General features: G+C 36.8%; 16 protein-coding genes, 1 tRNA gene, 1 other RNA gene and 1 other annotated feature. Of the genes, 5 read left to right on the top strand and 13 right to left on the bottom strand.

What is annotated here, in order from left to right:
* Positions 1-227: 227 nt before the first annotated feature.
* From AC4GZ8_RS25645 to tadA, 7 genes are all read right to left on the bottom strand, one after another.
* A complete protein-coding gene (locus AC4GZ8_RS25645; protein ID WP_491084722.1) occupies positions 228-494 on the bottom strand; it encodes a pro-sigmaK processing inhibitor BofA family protein in 267 nt (88 codons plus the stop codon).
* Between the two features lie 78 nt (positions 495-572).
* Entirely contained in the window at positions 573-794 is a 222-nt protein-coding gene (locus AC4GZ8_RS25640) for a YaaL family protein (RefSeq protein ID WP_491084721.1), read from the bottom strand.
* 13 nt (positions 795-807) lie between these two features.
* On the bottom strand, positions 808-1,404 hold the full coding sequence (gene recR, locus AC4GZ8_RS25635) for a recombination protein RecR (protein WP_078433033.1): 597 nt from the start codon (positions 1,402-1,404) through the stop codon (positions 808-810).
* A 10-nt stretch (positions 1,405-1,414) separates the two neighbouring features.
* On the bottom strand, positions 1,415-1,738 hold the full coding sequence (locus tag AC4GZ8_RS25630; RefSeq protein ID WP_491084723.1) for a YbaB/EbfC family nucleoid-associated protein: 324 nt from the start codon (positions 1,736-1,738) through the stop codon (positions 1,415-1,417).
* Positions 1,739-1,759: 21 nt separating this feature from the next.
* The gene (gene dnaX, locus AC4GZ8_RS25625) at positions 1,760-3,451 is read right to left on the bottom strand and encodes a DNA polymerase III subunit gamma/tau (protein WP_491084720.1); all 1,692 of its coding nucleotides are present in this window, start codon (positions 3,449-3,451) and stop codon (positions 1,760-1,762) included.
* Between the two features lie 396 nt (positions 3,452-3,847).
* Positions 3,848-4,111: signal recognition particle sRNA large type (gene ffs / locus AC4GZ8_RS25620), an RNA gene on the bottom strand.
* 101 nt (positions 4,112-4,212) lie between these two features.
* Entirely contained in the window at positions 4,213-4,686 is a 474-nt protein-coding gene (gene tadA / locus AC4GZ8_RS25615; RefSeq protein WP_491084719.1) for a tRNA adenosine(34) deaminase TadA, read from the bottom strand.
* Positions 4,687-4,956: 270 nt separating this feature from the next.
* On the opposite strand from tadA, the gene AC4GZ8_RS25610 reads away from it, so the two are divergent.
* From AC4GZ8_RS25610 to AC4GZ8_RS25595, 4 genes are all read left to right on the top strand, one after another.
* A complete protein-coding gene (locus AC4GZ8_RS25610) occupies positions 4,957-5,496 on the top strand; it encodes a cysteine hydrolase family protein (protein ID WP_491084718.1) in 540 nt (179 codons plus the stop codon).
* A gap of 236 nt (positions 5,497-5,732) precedes the next feature.
* Positions 5,733-7,019, top strand: a complete 1,287-nt coding sequence (locus tag AC4GZ8_RS25605) for a glycoside hydrolase family 18 protein (RefSeq protein WP_491084717.1) — start codon at positions 5,733-5,735, stop codon at positions 7,017-7,019.
* A gap of 197 nt (positions 7,020-7,216) precedes the next feature.
* A complete protein-coding gene (locus tag AC4GZ8_RS25600) occupies positions 7,217-7,876 on the top strand; it encodes a deoxynucleoside kinase (protein ID WP_491084716.1) in 660 nt (219 codons plus the stop codon).
* Positions 7,854-8,522 carry a deoxynucleoside kinase gene (locus tag AC4GZ8_RS25595; RefSeq protein WP_491084715.1) on the top strand — a complete coding sequence of 223 codons (669 nt, stop codon included), beginning with the start codon at positions 7,854-7,856 and terminating at the stop codon, positions 8,520-8,522. The genes AC4GZ8_RS25600 and AC4GZ8_RS25595 overlap by 23 nt, the downstream gene beginning before the upstream one ends.
* Positions 8,523-8,718: 196 nt before the next feature.
* On the opposite strand, the gene AC4GZ8_RS25590 is transcribed toward AC4GZ8_RS25595, so the two are convergent.
* The 6 genes from AC4GZ8_RS25590 to guaB all read right to left on the bottom strand — a co-directional run bounded on the left by AC4GZ8_RS25590 (position 8,719) and on the right by guaB (position 15,592).
* Positions 8,719-8,811: transfer RNA gene (locus AC4GZ8_RS25590), tRNA-Ser, on the bottom strand.
* 210 nt (positions 8,812-9,021) lie between these two features.
* Complete coding sequence (gene serS, locus AC4GZ8_RS25585; protein WP_491084714.1) at positions 9,022-10,305, bottom strand: serine--tRNA ligase; 1,284 nt, start codon at positions 10,303-10,305, stop codon at positions 9,022-9,024.
* A gap of 67 nt (positions 10,306-10,372) precedes the next feature.
* Positions 10,373-10,593: a binding site (T-box leader), on the bottom strand.
* Between the two features lie 64 nt (positions 10,594-10,657).
* A complete protein-coding gene (pdxT, locus tag AC4GZ8_RS25580; protein WP_491084713.1) occupies positions 10,658-11,233 on the bottom strand; it encodes a pyridoxal 5'-phosphate synthase glutaminase subunit PdxT in 576 nt (191 codons plus the stop codon).
* 18 nt (positions 11,234-11,251) lie between these two features.
* The gene (pdxS, locus tag AC4GZ8_RS25575; RefSeq protein WP_491084712.1) at positions 11,252-12,139 is read right to left on the bottom strand and encodes a pyridoxal 5'-phosphate synthase lyase subunit PdxS; all 888 of its coding nucleotides are present in this window, start codon (positions 12,137-12,139) and stop codon (positions 11,252-11,254) included.
* Positions 12,140-12,614: 475 nt separating this feature from the next.
* The gene (locus AC4GZ8_RS25570; protein ID WP_491084711.1) at positions 12,615-13,958 is read right to left on the bottom strand and encodes a D-alanyl-D-alanine carboxypeptidase family protein; all 1,344 of its coding nucleotides are present in this window, start codon (positions 13,956-13,958) and stop codon (positions 12,615-12,617) included.
* A 170-nt stretch (positions 13,959-14,128) separates the two neighbouring features.
* On the bottom strand, positions 14,129-15,592 hold the full coding sequence (gene guaB / locus AC4GZ8_RS25565; protein WP_491084710.1) for an IMP dehydrogenase: 1,464 nt from the start codon (positions 15,590-15,592) through the stop codon (positions 14,129-14,131).
* A 121-nt stretch (positions 15,593-15,713) separates the two neighbouring features.
* Between guaB and AC4GZ8_RS25560 the strand changes: the two genes are divergently transcribed.
* Entirely contained in the window at positions 15,714-16,667 is a 954-nt protein-coding gene (locus tag AC4GZ8_RS25560; RefSeq protein WP_491084709.1) for a YaaC family protein, read from the top strand.
* Positions 16,668-16,948 lie beyond the last annotated feature (281 nt).

Below are 16,948 nucleotides of genomic sequence, written 5' to 3'. Positions count from 1 at the left end.
ACTTTTTAGTTGCTTCATCAAGAAGCGACTTTAAAATAATACCATGAAACAATTGTATTAGTCAACAACTTTTTTAAAAAAGTTTTTTTGTTTCAGTTAGTCTTTTTTGAAGACGAATAATAATATATCATGTGTATTAAAGCATGTCAACAAAAATTCAAAAATATAAAAAGCAATCAGAATAAAAGGTATTTTCCTCCTTCCTGATTGCCCTACTGAACTTGCTTTTAACTAACAATAAACATTTTTATTATAATTAATGCAGCTAATCCCGGGATTCCTAATATCCCCGAAATGCTTGATGTAATAAAGTTAATCGGTATATGTAAATCTATGCTTGTACCAAAGGCATTTACAAAAAACAACAGTAGCGCCCCTATTATAATCTTTATTGAAAGCCGCCCTAGTAATTGCAATGGACGAATTGGAGCTCCTACAAATAACAAAATCAATATTATTCCGCCTATTACAGAAAAAACTAAAATAGGATCCACTAAAACACTCCCCTTTTATCCCTTTTATTTATAGGATATGAAGGGAGTATTAAATTAGAACAAGCTATCCTTATATGTTTAAATTTTCCCTATTTTTATATTTCGTTTTTTTGCTTCTTTGAGTAGAAAGAAATATTTGGCCTCTGCAATTTTTAAATCATAGAGTACTTCAGGAGAAGGTTCAACACTTTTATCAACTAATTGTTTTTGCCGATTCCATTCTTTTTTCATTGTAAGCAAGTTTTGTATTAGTTGTTGATCATATTGATTTCTTAACCAACCTTTTCGGCGAAAAAGCACGGAACATCCTCCTCTATAATTCTCTTCTTCCTTCTAACGCTTTGGATAAAGTAACCTCATCGGCATATTCTAAATCCCCGCCTACCGGTAAGCCATGTGCAATTCTCGTAAGTTTAATACCAGACGGCTTTAACAGCCTTGAGATATACATTGCCGTTGCTTCCCCTTCAATATTAGGGTTTGTAGCGAGAATGACCTCTTGTATAACATCATCTTGCAATCTTTTTAGAAGTTCAGGAATCTTGATATCCTCTGGACCAATTCCCTCCATTGGTGATATAGAGCCATGCAATACATGATATAACCCGTTATATTCCTTCATTTTCTCCATGGCAATAACATCTTTTGGGTCTTGCACCACACACACAACACTTTTATCTCGGCGCTCATCCTCACATATGTAACAAGGATCTTGATCTGTTATATGTCCGCATACAGAGCAATAGGTAAGATTTCGCTTCGCATTCACTAGTGCTTTAGCAAAATCAAGGACAACGTCTTCCTTCATATTTAGGACAAAAAAAGCCAGACGAACGGCCGTTTTCGGACCGATTCCTGGCAATTTCATAAAGCTATCGATTAGCTTTGATATTGGTTCAGGATAATGCATGATAATCCCCCTAGAACATTCCCGGTAAGTTCATTCCTTTTGTGAACTGACCCATTGTTTCATTTGTTAGTTCATCCATCTTTTTCAATGCATCATTTGTTGCAGCTAAAACTAAATCTTGAAGCATTTCAATATCTTCTGGATCTACTACTTCTTCTTTAATGTTTACTTCTAGCACTTCTTTTTGACCGTTTACTACAACTGTTACCATACCGCCACCAGCAGTACCTTCTACAGTTTTTTCAGCAAGTTCTTCTTGTGCCTTCGCCATATCCTTCTGCATTTTTTGCATTTGCTTCATCATTTTTTGCATATTTCCCATACCGCCACGCATCATAACTTCATTCCTCCAAGTTTAATCTTTTATTTCAATTAGTTCATTTCCAACTAGCTTTCTTGCTTCAGCAATAAGTGGATCTTCCTCACCACTTGGCTGATTTTGATCTTCATCCTTTTGATCTCTTAAAAACTCTTTCCTTATTTTAACCCAATCATGCTCGGGAACGCCAACCATTTCCATGCTTTTACCGACAATCTCTTGTAAGATCACTTCTAAATTGGTTCGCACATTATTATTATTTTCTGCTACCATCTTACAATGAATTTCAAACTTAAATTTTAAGACAAAGGCATTCTCTGAAGCTGCAACTGGCTCGCTATCATTTAAAAGAGCTGCATGTGATACTTTATTCTGACGTCGAAGCATTTCTAATAGCTCTGCCCATCGTCCCTTTATAATCTCTAAATCTTTTCTAGTTGCAGACTTTAGGATTTCTTGAATTCTTCCTTCTGGCGTTTTATAGCCACTTTTCATTGACCTTTGCTTTGGCTCCTTTGAACCTGTTGTTCCTTGTTGCGGAGCCGTAAATCCTTGTTGTTTTAGTCGATTTACCTCTGATTGTAAACTAGTTATTTTTTCTAGTAAAGACTGATACTCTTCTTGATTTGATTGAGATGCATTTGTTGATTGTTGACAGAGCTTTACAAGGGCAACTTCAAGGAAGACACGCGGATGATTTGTCCATTTCATTTCTTGCTGGCTCTTACTTAACAACTCGATGATCTCATATATTTCTGAAGATGGTATTTCCTTTGATAGCTGAATGAAATGATCATCTACTGAAACACGCTCTAGAACATCTTCCAGTGTAGGTGCTGTCTGATACAATAGCATATCGCGATAGTAAAAGATAAAGTCCTCAATAAACCTGCTTGGGTCTTTTCCTTGAAACATTAATTGATCCAACGCTTGCAAAGCAACTGTTACATCTTTCTGATGGATTGCTTCCGCAATTTTTCCGATCATCTCCTGTGATACTGACCCAGTAATGAGTAATGCCTCATTTAACGTTACTTGGTCATCACTATATGAAATAGCCTGATCAAGTAAACTTAACGCATCACGCATACCTCCATCAGCTGCTCTTGCGATAACATCAAGTGCTTCATCTTCTACATTTACCTGTTGGTTATGTACGATCTCTTTCATTCTTCCTACAATTGAAGCAGCTGTTATTCTGCGAAAATCAAATCGTTGACAGCGAGAGATAATCGTTAAAGGAATTTTATGAGGTTCAGTAGTAGCTAATATAAAGATGACATGCTTCGGCGGTTCCTCAAGAGTTTTTAATAAAGCATTAAAAGCTCCAATTGATAACATATGAACTTCATCGACAATATATACTTTATATTGTACGGCTGATGGAGCAAACTTTACTTTATCTCTAATATCTCTTATTTCATCTACACCATTGTTTGATGCAGCGTCAATTTCAATCACATCTGATATGGAACCGTTCGTAATACCTTTACAAGCAGCACACTCATTACAAGGCTCCGCTACCGGTGCTTTTTCACAATTCACTGCTTTTGCAAAGATCTTTGCTGCACTAGTTTTTCCTGTTCCACGAGGCCCAGAAAAAAGATACGCATGTGAAAATTTATTTTGTAATAGGGCATTTTGTAAGGTTTTAGTGATATGTTCTTGTCCAACCACATCATGGAATAACTGTGGCCGAAAAACACGATATAATGCTTGATAACCCACAAAAACGTCTCCCTTCTTTTTCATCTTCTTTATTATAACAACCATCGTTGCTTTTACAAAGTCGTTTCTTAGAAAAGCGCAAGCGCCTTGAACAGACTAAGACAGCATAAGACGCTCCAGGAATAGAAGACGTTCTTTTTTTCAATTCCTGAGCGGCTCATGATCTCGAGGGAGTTACTTACTCGACATCCTGTCGCTGTAACTGAACTTGCACGTCCTGTGCTTCAGGTCTAGAAGCTGGAGCTAGACACCAATACTAAGTACAAACTTTTCTTCCCTTTTAAAATAAACGTAGCTTCTCACCAAGTCCTAACAACACTCATAAAAGCACTATACTTTTTGGTCATAAATAAAAAACTCACTCAAAAAGAGTGAGTTTATTTAAAATATTAACTGCCGTGCACCTTCCGTCGATTAGCCACCATAGGCGTTACTTAAGCAGTTAGCTCGGCTCAGGCAACCCTGCGGCACATGAGAGCTTCCACTTAATGCTGCTTCCTTCCGGACCTGACATGGTTCATGGATTCCCATTGCGCAGGACCCAAGCGTCAACACCACTTACTTAAGGCAGCCCTACAGTGAGCTAACCTCTAGAAGGGATTCGGCCTCGCTAGAGCGGATTGCGAGTACAGGGCACCGCTACCTCCCCGCTTAGCACGGCAAAATTGATACCATATTTAGTTGCATCGTTAAGTACGACGCATTTATAAGTATATATCCTAATAATATAAATTGCAACTTCTAGACTATGTAAGTTTTTGTCAGCATTGTTTCTTTTGCTTTTTTCGTTCTCTTAATTCCCTGAAAAATAAGCTTAACATTTCACTGCACGCCGCATCTTCAATCCCTTTTGTTACCTCAACCTGATGGTTAAACCTTTCTTCTTGCAAAAGATTCATCAATGTACCTGCGCAGCCACCCTTAGGATCAGAAGCACCATAAACAACCCGCTTAATCCTTGAAAGAACAATCGCTCCCGCACACATTGGACATGGCTCCAGAGTAACATATAACGTTGCATTTTCTAATCTCCAGGAACCTATTTTTTCACATGCTTTATCTATAGCCAATATTTCTGCATGGGCAATAGACCGTTGCTCCGTCTCTCGTAGATTATGTGCTGATGAAATAACAGTATCATTTAATACAATGATCGCCCCAATTGGAACTTCCCCTATTTCCTTCGCCTTTCTCGCTTCTTCTAAAGCTAACTTCATATAGTATTGATCATTCAATCCAATATATCCTCCTTATTAAGAATAAGCGTAAGGCGCTAAGCATTCGGCGACAAGCATAAGGCAAATAGGAATAGAAGGTGCTTTTTACCTCCTATTCCTATTTACCTAGACCCTAGAGCCGATGGCGCCTGAAGCTAGACACTAAAACTAAGTACAAGATTTTATTTCTTACCTATAGAAATAAAACAATTGTTGCATATTAATTTTAAAGCTTACTGTGGCACTAATGTTAATAGCCTAATTTTTATAAAGGAGAAAATAGCTCATATGCAGCAAACAAATAAACAAGCACTTCTTATTATAGACATGATTAATGACTTCAATTTCGCGCATGGCCCTATTTTGGCAGAACAAGCTGACGCAATCTCCCACAATATTCTTTCACTAAAAAATAAAATGAAAACAGACAACTGCCCGATTATCTATGTTAATGATCATTATAACCTATGGCAGGCTAACTTTGAGAAAATTGCTCAAAAGTGCAGTAATTCCTTAAGCGAAAAAATCATTCACCGTTTATATCCAGACGATGATGATTATTTTTTAATAAAACCAAAACACTCTGCATTTTATGGGACTGCCCTCAATACGTTATTATACAGTCTTAACATAAATAAGCTTGTGATTACAGGAATATCTGGAAATATATGTGTCCTCTTTACCGCCAATGATGCCTATATGAGGGAATATGATATTACCATTCCTGCTGACTGTGTTGCATCTAATAATAAAAATGATAATGAATTTGCTTTAAAAATGATGAAGAACACCCTAAAAGCCACAATTATCCATACAGAAAAAGAATAAAAGCGCAAGCGCCTTGGTCAGCCTCGGGCTTATGACTTCGAGGCAGTCAAAATCACGACGTCCTGTCGCATTGACTGCACTTGCACGTCCTGTGCGATCTAAGGCTAGGTGCTGGAGCTGGATGACGTTCGCTTATCTACAGTACAAGAAATTTTATAATTTAATAGACCATAAATTAACATGCATCAAGCCTTCTCATCATATGATGTATAAAAATGTTTTTGAGGAGGACAAACATGCAAATACATACCGTCCAACAAGGACAAAACTTGTATGGGATTGCACAAGCATATAGTACTACAGCAGAGGAAATTATTCGGACAAATGAAATTCCAAACCCTAATAATTTAGTTGTCGGTCAAGCGATTGTTATTCCTATCCAAGGCAGATTTTATTGGGTACAGCCTGGAGATAGTTTGTATGCTATTGCAAGAAGATTTGGAATTTCCACATCAGAACTTGCTAGGGTAAATAACATTCCCTTAAATCAACCCCTTTCTATAGGAGTAAGACTCTACATTCCTGAAGGGGAGAAAAGATCGGTCGAATCTAATGCTTATATTGAACCAAGAGGCACAAGTGTTCCAGCTAACCTTGAGCAGGCTGCTAGAGATGCTGCACCATATTTAACCTATTTAGGACCATTTAGTTTTCAAATTCAACGGGACGGAACACTTAAAGAACCGCTTTTAAATAATTTCCCCCAAATTGCCGGGCAAAATAATGTCACATTAATGATGGCCATCACCAATTTAGAAAACGATCAATTTAGTGATGAACTAGGGAGAATTATTTTAACAAACACAGAGATACAAAATAAACTTTTAAATAATATCGTATCAACCGCTAAAAAATATGGTTTCAGAGATATTCATTTTGATATGGAGTACTTAAGGCCGCAGGATCGTGAGGCCTATAACCAATTTTTACGGAAAGCAAAGGCCCGTTTTAATCAAGAAGGCTGGCTTCTTTCTACAGCCTTGGCACCTAAAACAAGTGCAGGGCAAAAAGGACGTTGGTACGAAGCACATGATTATAAGGCACATGGGCAAATAGTAGATTTTGTTGTCATTATGACATATGAATGGGGATATAGCGGTGGCCCGCCAATGGCTGTATCCCCAATAAACCCGGTAAGGGAAGTTCTAGAATACGCTATTACCGAAATGCCAAGCCGTAAGATTATGATGGGGCAAAACTTATACGGCTATGATTGGACATTACCTTATGTAGCTGGCGGGCAATATGCTAAGGCTGTTAGTCCTCAGCAGGCTATTCAGCTTGCAAGTACAAATAATGTGCCAATTCGATATGACCAAGAGGCACAAGCTCCTCACTTTAATTACAGAGATGCAGATGGGAAGGAACATAAAGTTTGGTTCGAAGATGCTAGATCGATTCAAGCAAAATTTGACCTTATCAAAGAACTGAATTTACGAGGGATTAGTTATTGGAAGCTAGGGTTATCCTTTCCTCAGAACTGGCTGTTACTTGCCGATAATTTTCAAATTGAAAAGAAGTGATGTTTATAGAAAGAGGTACTCACCATCGGATGAGTACCTTTTTCTATTAGATTTTTTTATAGTAGAAAAGTCCCTCCATGGAGTAAAAAAATAGAAAATGTAAACAATCCCTTAAATCAATACTCAAAAGGAGTGTTGCGTGGTAAAATGAAATTTGTCGATTTTTAGTATTGGTGTTTCGTTTTAAAGGAGGACCCATGATGAATATACCCTTTATTACTGTAGAGGGACCGATTGGTGTTGGAAAAACATCTTTATCAAAAGCAATAGCTGAATACTACAATTTTCATTTATTAAAAGAAATCGTTGAGGAAAATCCCTTTCTTGGAAAGTTTTATACAGATATTGAAGAATGGAGCTTTCAAACAGAAATGTTTTTCCTTTGTAATCGATATAAGCAATTAGAGGACATTGACAAAAAGTTTCTTCAGGCAAATAAACCGGTTGTAGCAGACTATCATATTTATAAGAACCTTATCTTCGCAAGACGTACCTTAAAGCATGAGCAATACGATAAGTATTTGAAAATTTATGATATTTTAACAGCTGGTATGCCAAAACCTAATATCATTATTTATCTCACCGCTAGTCTTGACACATTGCTTGCACGAATTGAAAAAAGGGGTCGTGAAATAGAACATCAAATAGATCCCCAATATTTACAGCAGCTTTCAGAAGACTATGAAATTGCCATGTCACAGTGGGAAAAAGAAAATCCTTCTATCCCGGTTATTCGTATTAATGGAGATACATTGGACTTTGTTCAAAATCCACAAGATTTAACATATATATTCAAGACATTGGATCAGTACTTGCAAAAAGGAGCAACGATAGATGAATTTACGCGAAAAATATAAAATTCCTCACAATGCAGTTATTACGATAGCTGGTACTGTAGGTGTTGGAAAGTCTACAATGACAAAAGCTTTGGCAAAAGAGCTGGATTTCAAAACCTCCTTCGAAAAGGTAGATTCAAATCCATATTTAGATAAATTTTATGCAGACTTTGAAAGATGGAGTTTTCATTTGCAAATTTATTTTCTTGCTGAACGTTTTAAAGAGCAGAAGAAGATTTTTGAGTATGGCGGAGGTTTTATCCAAGATCGTTCAATTTATGAAGATACAGGGATATTTGCAAAGATGCATTATGAAAAAGGAACAATGTCTGAGGTTGACTATGAAACCTACAAAAACCTTTTTGATGCGATGGTGATGACTCCATATTTTCCACATCCAGATCTTCTTATTTATTTAGAAGGTAGCTTGGACGATATTTTATCTCGTATTAAACTTCGTGGACGTCCGATGGAACAGCAAACACCCATCGAATACTGGACAGAGATGCATCAAAGATATGAGAACTGGATTAATAATTTTAATGCATGTCCTGTTCTTCGTATTAATATAAATGATTACGATATTATGGAAAATGAACAATCCATTGAACCAATTATTGAGAGAATCGGTTATTTTATTGAACAAACGAAATTTCTAAAAAAATAAGAGGATGACATAAAGGTTTTAAGTCCCTTTATGTCATCCTCTTTTCATGTTTGAGTTCGCAAAATTTCCCGTTATATAAATAAGTGATAGAGACGATCCATCAGAAAGCATAAAAAAAATCGCTACAGTGCAGTAACGATTTTGAATCAATCTCCCACATTTTATGCGCTAAATATGAGAATGAATTTTAAAATTATGGAGGAGGAAAGGGGATTCGAACCCCTGCGGGCTTTGACACCCCTGTCGGTTTTCAAGACCGATCCCTTCAGCCGGACTTGGGTATTCCTCCGTATTGACAAGATATAATTTATCATAGGATCTATATGCTTGTCAACATATTTCAAAAACTTTTTCAAAAGTTTTTTTACATAAATTATCATGCCTAAATTTATAAAAAGTTATTCTTTAAAAAGACTTCTTATCCCATCAAACTGATTACGAAAACCTTATGAAAAAAGAATACTAAAAGGGAATCAAAAGACTCCCTTTCAATATTGTTTTACTCTGCCATACTAATTCTTTCTTTATTTCCCATATAAGGTCTTAATACCTCCGGAATAATCACTGACCCATCTTCCTGTTGGTAATTTTCTAAAATAGCTGCAACAGTTCGGCCAATTGCTAATCCTGATCCGTTTAATGTGTGAACATGCTCAACCTTTGCTTTAGGATCTCTTCTAAATCGAATATTTGCTCTTCTTGCTTGGAATGCCTCGAAATTACTGCAAGAAGAAATTTCACGGTATGTTCCATAGCTTGGAATCCAAACCTCTAGGTCATACTTTTTAGCGGCTGTAAACCCTAAATCTGCTGTACACATGCTCATTACTCGATATGGAAGGCCTAACAACTGAAGAACCTTTTCAGCATGTCCAGTCAGCTTCTCAAGCTCCTCATATGAATCCTCCGGTTTTACAAAGCGGACAAGCTCTACTTTATTAAATTGATGCTGGCGAATTAAACCTCTTGTATCTCTCCCTGCAGATCCAGCTTCAGAACGGAAATTTGCACTAAAAGCTGCATAGCTGATTGGAAGTTGTTCGACATTTAAAATTTCCTCACGGTGTAAATTTGTCACAGGAACTTCAGCTGTTGGAATTAAAAAATAATCTTCACCAGCAATTTTAAACGCATCTTCTTCAAATTTTGGTAGTTGGCCTGTTCCTGTCATACTATCGCGATTGACAATGAAAGGTGGTAGGATTTCCGTATAACCATGTTCCTCGACATGAAGATCTAACATAAAATTAAATAATGCTCTTTCTAATCGAGCACCTAACCCTCGATAGAAAACAAAGCGGCTTCCTGTCACCTTTGCTGCTCGTTCAAAGTCCAAAATTTCTAAACCATCGGCAATTTCCCAGTGCGGCTTTGGTTCAAATTCAAAGGTAGGCAGTTCTCCCCATTTTCTAACTTCAATATTGTCATCCTCTGTATCTCCTACTGGAACACTTTCGTGAGGGATATTAGGAATAGATAGCAGAAGCTGATCTAGTTCTGCCTCAACTTCACGCAGTTGATCATCAAATCCTTTTATTTTCTCCCCAACCTCTTTCATTTCCTTGATTAAGTGGTCAGCATCTTGCTTTTCTCTTTTTAATTGAGCAACTTGTGCTGAGACTTCATTTCTTTTACTTTTTAACTCTTCCGTAGAAGCAATTAGCTCTCTTCTTTTTTTATCAAGTTCTTCGAATTTTCCAAAATCAGTTAAATCTTCACCACGTTTAGATAGCTTTTCTTTCACATCTTCAAGGTTTGTGCGTAGAAATTTAATATCCATCATAATATTTGCTCTCCTTTTCATTTAAGCATACTATTTGATCATAAAAACAAAAAACTCCCGTCCCCTAAAAAGGGACGAGAGTTACCCGCGTTGCCACCCTAGTTAAGAATACACTTTGTACTCTTCACTTAATGAATAACGGTCATAGCCGGAACCGCCTACTTTAACTGTTAGTAGTTCAGCGATTCATTCAAGGATGGATTCACAAGCATCTATCACCGATTTTCACCAACCATCGGCTCTCTATAGATAGAACATCATGTTACTAGTTCCTATCATCACGTTTGCTTATTTTGATTTTGTATAAAATAATTTACTATAAGTTTACATTAGTCGCAAGTTTTTTATACATTTATTTGGATTCTTTTACCATATTGATGAACAATTGAGTCATTCGATTATCATCTGTTAACTCAGGATGGAATGAGCATCCAAGGAATTGGCCTTGGCGGGCTGCAACGATTCGGCCGTTATGCTTCGATAAGATCTCCACATCTTCTCCAACCTCAACAATATGAGGAGCACGGATAAAGACTCCAACAAAGTCTTCACCAACACCAGTAATCATCAATTCAGCCTCAAAGCTATCCTTTTGTCGTCCAAATGAATTACGCTCGACTGTTACATCTAATAGTCCTAAGTGTGGCTCATCATAACCAACAATATTTTTAGCCATGAGAATTAATCCTGCACAAGTACCAAACATAGGCTTTCCAGATGCAGCAAATTCTTTTAATGGCTCCATAAAACCGTATTTATCGATTAGGCGTCTCATTGTTGTGCTTTCTCCGCCTGGAATGATTAAGCCATCAAGGTCTGCAAGTTGATCAACCGTTTTAACGATAACTCCCTCAGCCTCACACGCTTCTATTGAGCGAATATGTTCTCTTACAGCACCTTGTAATCCTAATACACCAATCTTTAGCATGTTAAAAACTCCTTTTTATTACCAACCACGCTCTTGCATTCTATGCTCTGGTAAAAGACTTGAGATTTCAATTCCTTGCATAGCTGATCCAAGTCCTTTAGAAAGTTTTGCAATTAGTTCGTAATCTTGATAATGAGTTGTAGCTTCAACAATAGAACGTGCAAATTTAGCTGGATTTTCTGATTTAAAGATACCTGATCCAACGAATACACCATCAGCACCTAGCTGCATCATTAACGCAGCATCAGCTGGAGTTGCTACACCACCTGCTGCAAAGTTAACAACCGGTAATTTTCCTTCTTTTTTAATTTGAAGAAGAAGCTCAAAAGGAGCACCTAAATTTTTTGCTTCCGTCATTAACTCATCTTCGCTCATTCCAACTACTTTACGAATTTGAGCATTTACCTTACGCATATGACGAACAGCTTCTACAATGTTTCCTGTTCCTGGCTCACCTTTTGTACGAAGCATGGAAGCACCTTCTGCAATACGACGAGTTGCTTCACCTAAATCACGGCAACCGCAAACGAATGGTACAGTAAAGTCACTTTTTAATAAGTGGTACTCTTCATCAGCTGGAGTTAATACTTCACTTTCATCAATGTAGTCTACACCCATAGCTTCAAGGACACGTGCTTCTACAATATGTCCGATACGTGCTTTTGCCATAACTGGAATCGATACAGCATTCATTACTTCCTCAACAATTGTTGGGTCTGCCATTCTAGCTACGCCACCCGCTGCACGAATATCAGCTGGAACTCGCTCAAGTGCCATTACAGCAACTGCGCCAGCTTCCTCTGCAATTTTAGCTTGCTCTGCATTTACAACGTCCATGATGACGCCGCCTTTTTGCATTTCCGCCATTCCGCGTTTTACACGGTCAGTACCTGTTGTATTACTCATTATGGTTGTCCCCCTTATGTAATTTCCTATAACTAGGATTTGTATTAGATTTAGTAAAAATTCATCTACGCTATATTTTATCCTAAGTTCTAAAAAAATCCTATCAAAATTCATATAATTAGTAAAACAATTCCTATATGTTTTACTATTCTATCATTTTCTCATTTAATAATTTTCTATTATAGCTTAGTTTTTATAAAACGAATACTTTTTTTAATCATTATTAAATATTACTGAATGATTAAGGCTACTTTCGCAAACTTTTGTAATAAGTGTTCTCGCTTTCCATGGGGCGTGCGGTGAGCCTCCTCGGCGCCAGCGCCTGTGGGATCTCAACTGTCCCGCTACTCCCATAGGAGTCTCGCACCTTCCGCTCCAATCAACTGAATATTTTCCAAAGAATTTTTAAATACAATAACATTTATAAAAGGGCCTATAAAAAAAGACTCCCTATCAAGAGAGTCTTTTTTATAAATTAAAACCAACCTTTTACTGTATCAGATACTGTACCCCATAAACCTCCGAAGAAGCTTCCAATACCTCTCATTGAGAGAACAAACCAGTTAGCCTTTTCGACTGTTTCATTTGTTACAAGATCAACTTGAGAGAGCGTATCGTTTTTGATATTGCTTAAAGCAGGACCTTCACCCTCATATTTAACAGTCATCTTCCCAACAACATGATCTTTTTCAACTGGTGCAGTTAATTCCCCTGCTTTTGTTAATTGATTTTGATCAATTTCAAACATTGGTTTATAGGCATCTTCTTCACCATTTTTCACTACAAGTGTTACTGCATCTTTTGTATGAATAGATACTGTGTCTTCTTTTCCTTTTACAACAGGAATTGTTGATTGTTTCTCGATTTGATAGTTAGCCGGGAATACCTCTTTTACCGAAAAGTTATTAAATGCATAATCTAGCATTTTTTCCGTTTCAGGGAAGCGTGGATTCTTTACATCCCCCTCACTGCCTTTGGCATCCATAACAACAGTTATGACACGCATGCCGTTTTTACTTGCTGTAGCCGTAAAACAAGACCCTGCAGAGCTAGTTGAACCTGTTTTCAGTCCGTCCACACCTTCATATCCATAAACTAGTTCCGGAAGCATCCAGTTCCAGTTTGGCATTTCAGTCGCATCATCTGTTCCTTCTCTAAAGGTTTTTCTAGGAATACTTGCAGTCTCTAAAACCTCAGGGAAGTCTTGGACTAACTTTTGAGATAGTAGAGCCATATCTCTCGCAGACAGCTTACTTTCTGCATTTGCATCTGTTCCTTCAGGATGCATTCCAAGTAAATCTTTATTTTCCAAACCAGTTGCATTCACAAATTCATAGTTTGTTAAGCCCAATTCTTTGGCTTTGTCATTCATCATCTTTACAAAAGCCGTTTCAGAACCGGCAATTATCTCTGATAAAGCAATTGCCGCACCATTAGCAGAGTAGATTGCCATTGCTTCGTATAACTCTTTCACGTTATAGCTGCCATCTAATCTTAAAGGTACATTTGAAAGATTTCCATTTTGAGAGATTTTATAAACATACTCACTTGGTTTATATGTTTGATCCCAGCTAATTTTTCCTTCCTTAACTGCTTCTAGAACTAAATATTCAGTCATGACCTTTGCCATACTAGCAATAGGAAGCTTTTCATCAATGTTTTTTCCATAAAGGATTGTTCCAGTCGATTCTTCAATAATAATAGCTGAGCTTGCATTAACTGAAATTGGCTCTGCAGCTTGAGCAGATGCATAAGGAAAAAGAGTTGAAACAATAAATGTTAATGCAAAAAGGGTTGCAATCAATTTCTTCATTCTCACGTTGTACACTACCTCCGATTTTATTTTATCTATATGAAAACTCACTTGAATTTTTAAACAACAAAATTGATTTTATCATAGAAAGGATAAAAAAAATAGACAGAGTCATAGACTCTGTCAAATGTTCTAGTTCTGTCATATTTCAATTCAATTTTAATCCAAAAGACATATTATAACGAGTAATTTGGGGCTTCTTTCGTAATTTGGACATCATGTGGATGACTTTCTTTTAATCCTGCTCCAGTCATTCGAATAAATTGTGAATTTTCTCTAAGTTCTTTAAGATCCTTTGTTCCACAGTAACCCATACCAGAACGAATACCGCCAACTAATTGATAAATAGTATCCGCTAAAGGCCCTTTATATGGAGTTCTTCCTTCAATTCCTTCTGGAACGAACTTCTTGTTGTCTTCTTGGAAATAACGGTCTTTACTACCTTTTTCCATAGCAGCTACAGAACCCATTCCACGATATACTTTAAAACGTCTTCCTTGGAAAATTTCAGTCGCACCAGGACTTTCAGAAGTACCTGCAAGTAAACTTCCTAACATGACAGCATGGCCTCCTGCAGCTAATGCTTTTACCATATCTCCGGAGTATTTAATTCCTCCATCTGCAATAATAGCCACACCATGTTTTCTTGCTTCAGTAGCACAGTCATATACAGCAGTGATTTGCGGTACACCAACCCCGGCAACAACACGAGTTGTACAAATAGAACCAGGACCAATTCCTACTTTCACAACATTTGCACCAGCTTCAATTAGATCTCTAGTTGCTTCAGCAGTTGCAACATTACCTGCAACAATATTTAACGTTGGGTATTCCTTACGAATAGCCCTTACCGTTTCGATCACACCTTTTGAGTGACCATGTGCAGTATCCACTACAATTGCATCTACATTTGCTTCAACCAGCTTTTGAACTCGAACCATTGTGTCAGCAGTCACACCAACAGCTGCTGCTACTACAAGGCGTCCATGTGCATCTTTAGCTGAGTTTGGGAATTCAATTACTTTCTCAATATCTTTAATCGTAATGAGCCCTTTTAAGATGCCGTTACGGTCAACAAGTGGAAGCTTTTCAATTTTATGCTTTTGCAAAATGCTCTCTGCTTCTTTAAGTGTTGTCCCAACATCAGCTGTCACAAGATTTTCCTTCGTCATAACATCGCTAATTTTGATGGAATAATCTTGAATAAATCTCATGTCACGATTTGTAATAATACCAACTAATTTTTCTTCTTCGGGGTTATTTACAATTGGAACACCTGAAATTCTATATTTACCCATTAAGTGCTCTGCATCAAATACTTGATGATCAGGAGTTAAATAAAATGGATCTGTAATGACTCCTCTTTCAGATCTTTTTACTTTGTCTACTTGCTCTGCTTGCTGTTCAATCGACATATTCTTATGAATAACACCAATTCCGCCTTGTCTTGCAATAGCAATAGCTAATTCAGCCTCTGTTACAGTATCCATACCAGCACTGATAATCGGAATATTAAGCTTTAAACTAGGTGTAAGCTCAACACTTAAATCCACATCTCTTGGTAATACTTCAGATTTTGCTGGCACTAATAAAACATCATCAAAAGTTAAGCCTTCTTTAGAAAATTTTTGTTCCCACATTAGTAAAATCCCCCTCTATTCGGCAAAATATTATTAGTAGATTATCAACATGTTTTCAGACTGTCAAGAAAGGAGAAAAGAGTTTAAATATTTAGAATTGATTAATTGGAGTGTACAATTTATGTCAACGTTGCATTGGGAACGCTTACTATCTTATCATTCAACCCAAATTATCCAAAAAAAATTAGAAAAATGTTATCAAAAAATTAAACATGAAAACTCGAGTGGATTGTCATATGATAATTGTTACCGATTTATTTACTTTCTTAAACATGGAGAAAATTTCTTTTTGCAAGCAAATCAATCACCACATGCAATTCAACCCATTTTACTTTTTTATGGAATATCACAACTTTTAAAAGCATGTCTCTTAATAAAGGATCCCTATTATCCATCAACATCATCCGTATTAGCTCATGGAGCATCAAGTAGAAAAAGGAAAAAACAACAGTATCAATTTTTAAAAGATGAAATCAAAGTTCAACGAAACGGTTTGTTTAGCCATGTTGCAAAAGAGCTTTTTCATCTACATGATCACCTTGAAGCTGAAAAATTCTCGATGGAATTACTTCTAAACCAAGTTGCCGAGATGAAGGATGTCTTCATGTTTCACCAAGCTAAAACTAATCATGTGAAAGTCGATACAACCGGCCTATATCAAGTGATTTTAACCGATGCCACTGCTCAACACTTTCACATGTCAGCAGAAAGACTTTCTGAACATTTAACTGAGAAATATCAGCTTCAAAAAGTAAAAAATGCTGAAGACCATATCCTATTGCAAACACAATACACAAATCATACCTTTCATTGTGCACCATTTTTATTTCATATTGACGAAAAGACATTTTACTTACCAAACAATCGTGAATCATTTATTAACCTTCCAGAACTTCTTGTTCACTACTTGCTGTTATATAATTTAAGCATGATCTCACGGTATGAAACAGAATGGTGGTATGAGCTTCTATTAGGGGTCTCAAACGATGATTATCCCATTATTTTACGTTATATGGAGGTTGCTAAAAGAAAGATTCCTTACTTTATTTTAGTGTTTTTAGAAGAGCATATGTAGTATGAGAAGCTATCTTTTGGTTAGCTTCTCTTTTTGTAATTGTTATAAATTGCAAGATGATGACTATCTTCATCCTCTTTTAACTTATTGAGCTATTTCTCTTTTCTGATCTTTCCCGCCCACTACATACATCGTTTTACTTTGTTTTATTCTTTCGAAAAACCTTCGGTTTTTATTTATTTTTCCACACAAAAAAGACCAGTATCTCTACTGATCCTTTTTTCTTACCTGGCAACGTCCTACTCTCACAGGGGGAAACCCCCAACTACCATCGGCGCTGG

The sequence above is a fragment of the Metabacillus sp. RB-C-LZQ-3-1 genome (assembly GCF_058315175.1).
Note: the sequence above shows the minus strand (reverse complement) of the source record. Positions and strands in the feature narration are given on the sequence as shown.

Excerpts from the sequence above, each read along its gene's own strand:
- AC4GZ8_RS25605 (WP_491084717.1), top strand. The coding sequence starts at position 5,733 with ATGCAAATACATACCGTCCAACAAGGACAAAACTTGTATGGGATTGCA.
- recR (WP_078433033.1), bottom strand. The coding sequence starts at position 1,404 with ATGCATTATCCTGAACCAATATCAAAGCTAATCGATAGCTTTATGAAA.
- AC4GZ8_RS25595 (WP_491084715.1), top strand. The coding sequence starts at position 7,854 with ATGAATTTACGCGAAAAATATAAAATTCCTCACAATGCAGTTATTACG.
- AC4GZ8_RS25560 (WP_491084709.1), top strand. The coding sequence starts at position 15,714 with ATGTCAACGTTGCATTGGGAACGCTTACTATCTTATCATTCAACCCAA.
- pdxT (WP_491084713.1), bottom strand. The coding sequence starts at position 11,233 with ATGCTAAAGATTGGTGTATTAGGATTACAAGGTGCTGTAAGAGAACAT.
- guaB (WP_491084710.1), bottom strand. The coding sequence starts at position 15,592 with ATGTGGGAACAAAAATTTTCTAAAGAAGGCTTAACTTTTGATGATGTT.
- AC4GZ8_RS25610 (WP_491084718.1), top strand. The coding sequence starts at position 4,957 with ATGCAGCAAACAAATAAACAAGCACTTCTTATTATAGACATGATTAAT.
- serS (WP_491084714.1), bottom strand. The coding sequence starts at position 10,305 with ATGATGGATATTAAATTTCTACGCACAAACCTTGAAGATGTGAAAGAA.
- AC4GZ8_RS25600 (WP_491084716.1), top strand. The coding sequence starts at position 7,217 with ATGATGAATATACCCTTTATTACTGTAGAGGGACCGATTGGTGTTGGA.
- AC4GZ8_RS25630 (WP_491084723.1), bottom strand. The coding sequence starts at position 1,738 with ATGCGTGGCGGTATGGGAAATATGCAAAAAATGATGAAGCAAATGCAA.
- pdxS (WP_491084712.1), bottom strand. The coding sequence starts at position 12,139 with ATGAGTAATACAACAGGTACTGACCGTGTAAAACGCGGAATGGCGGAA.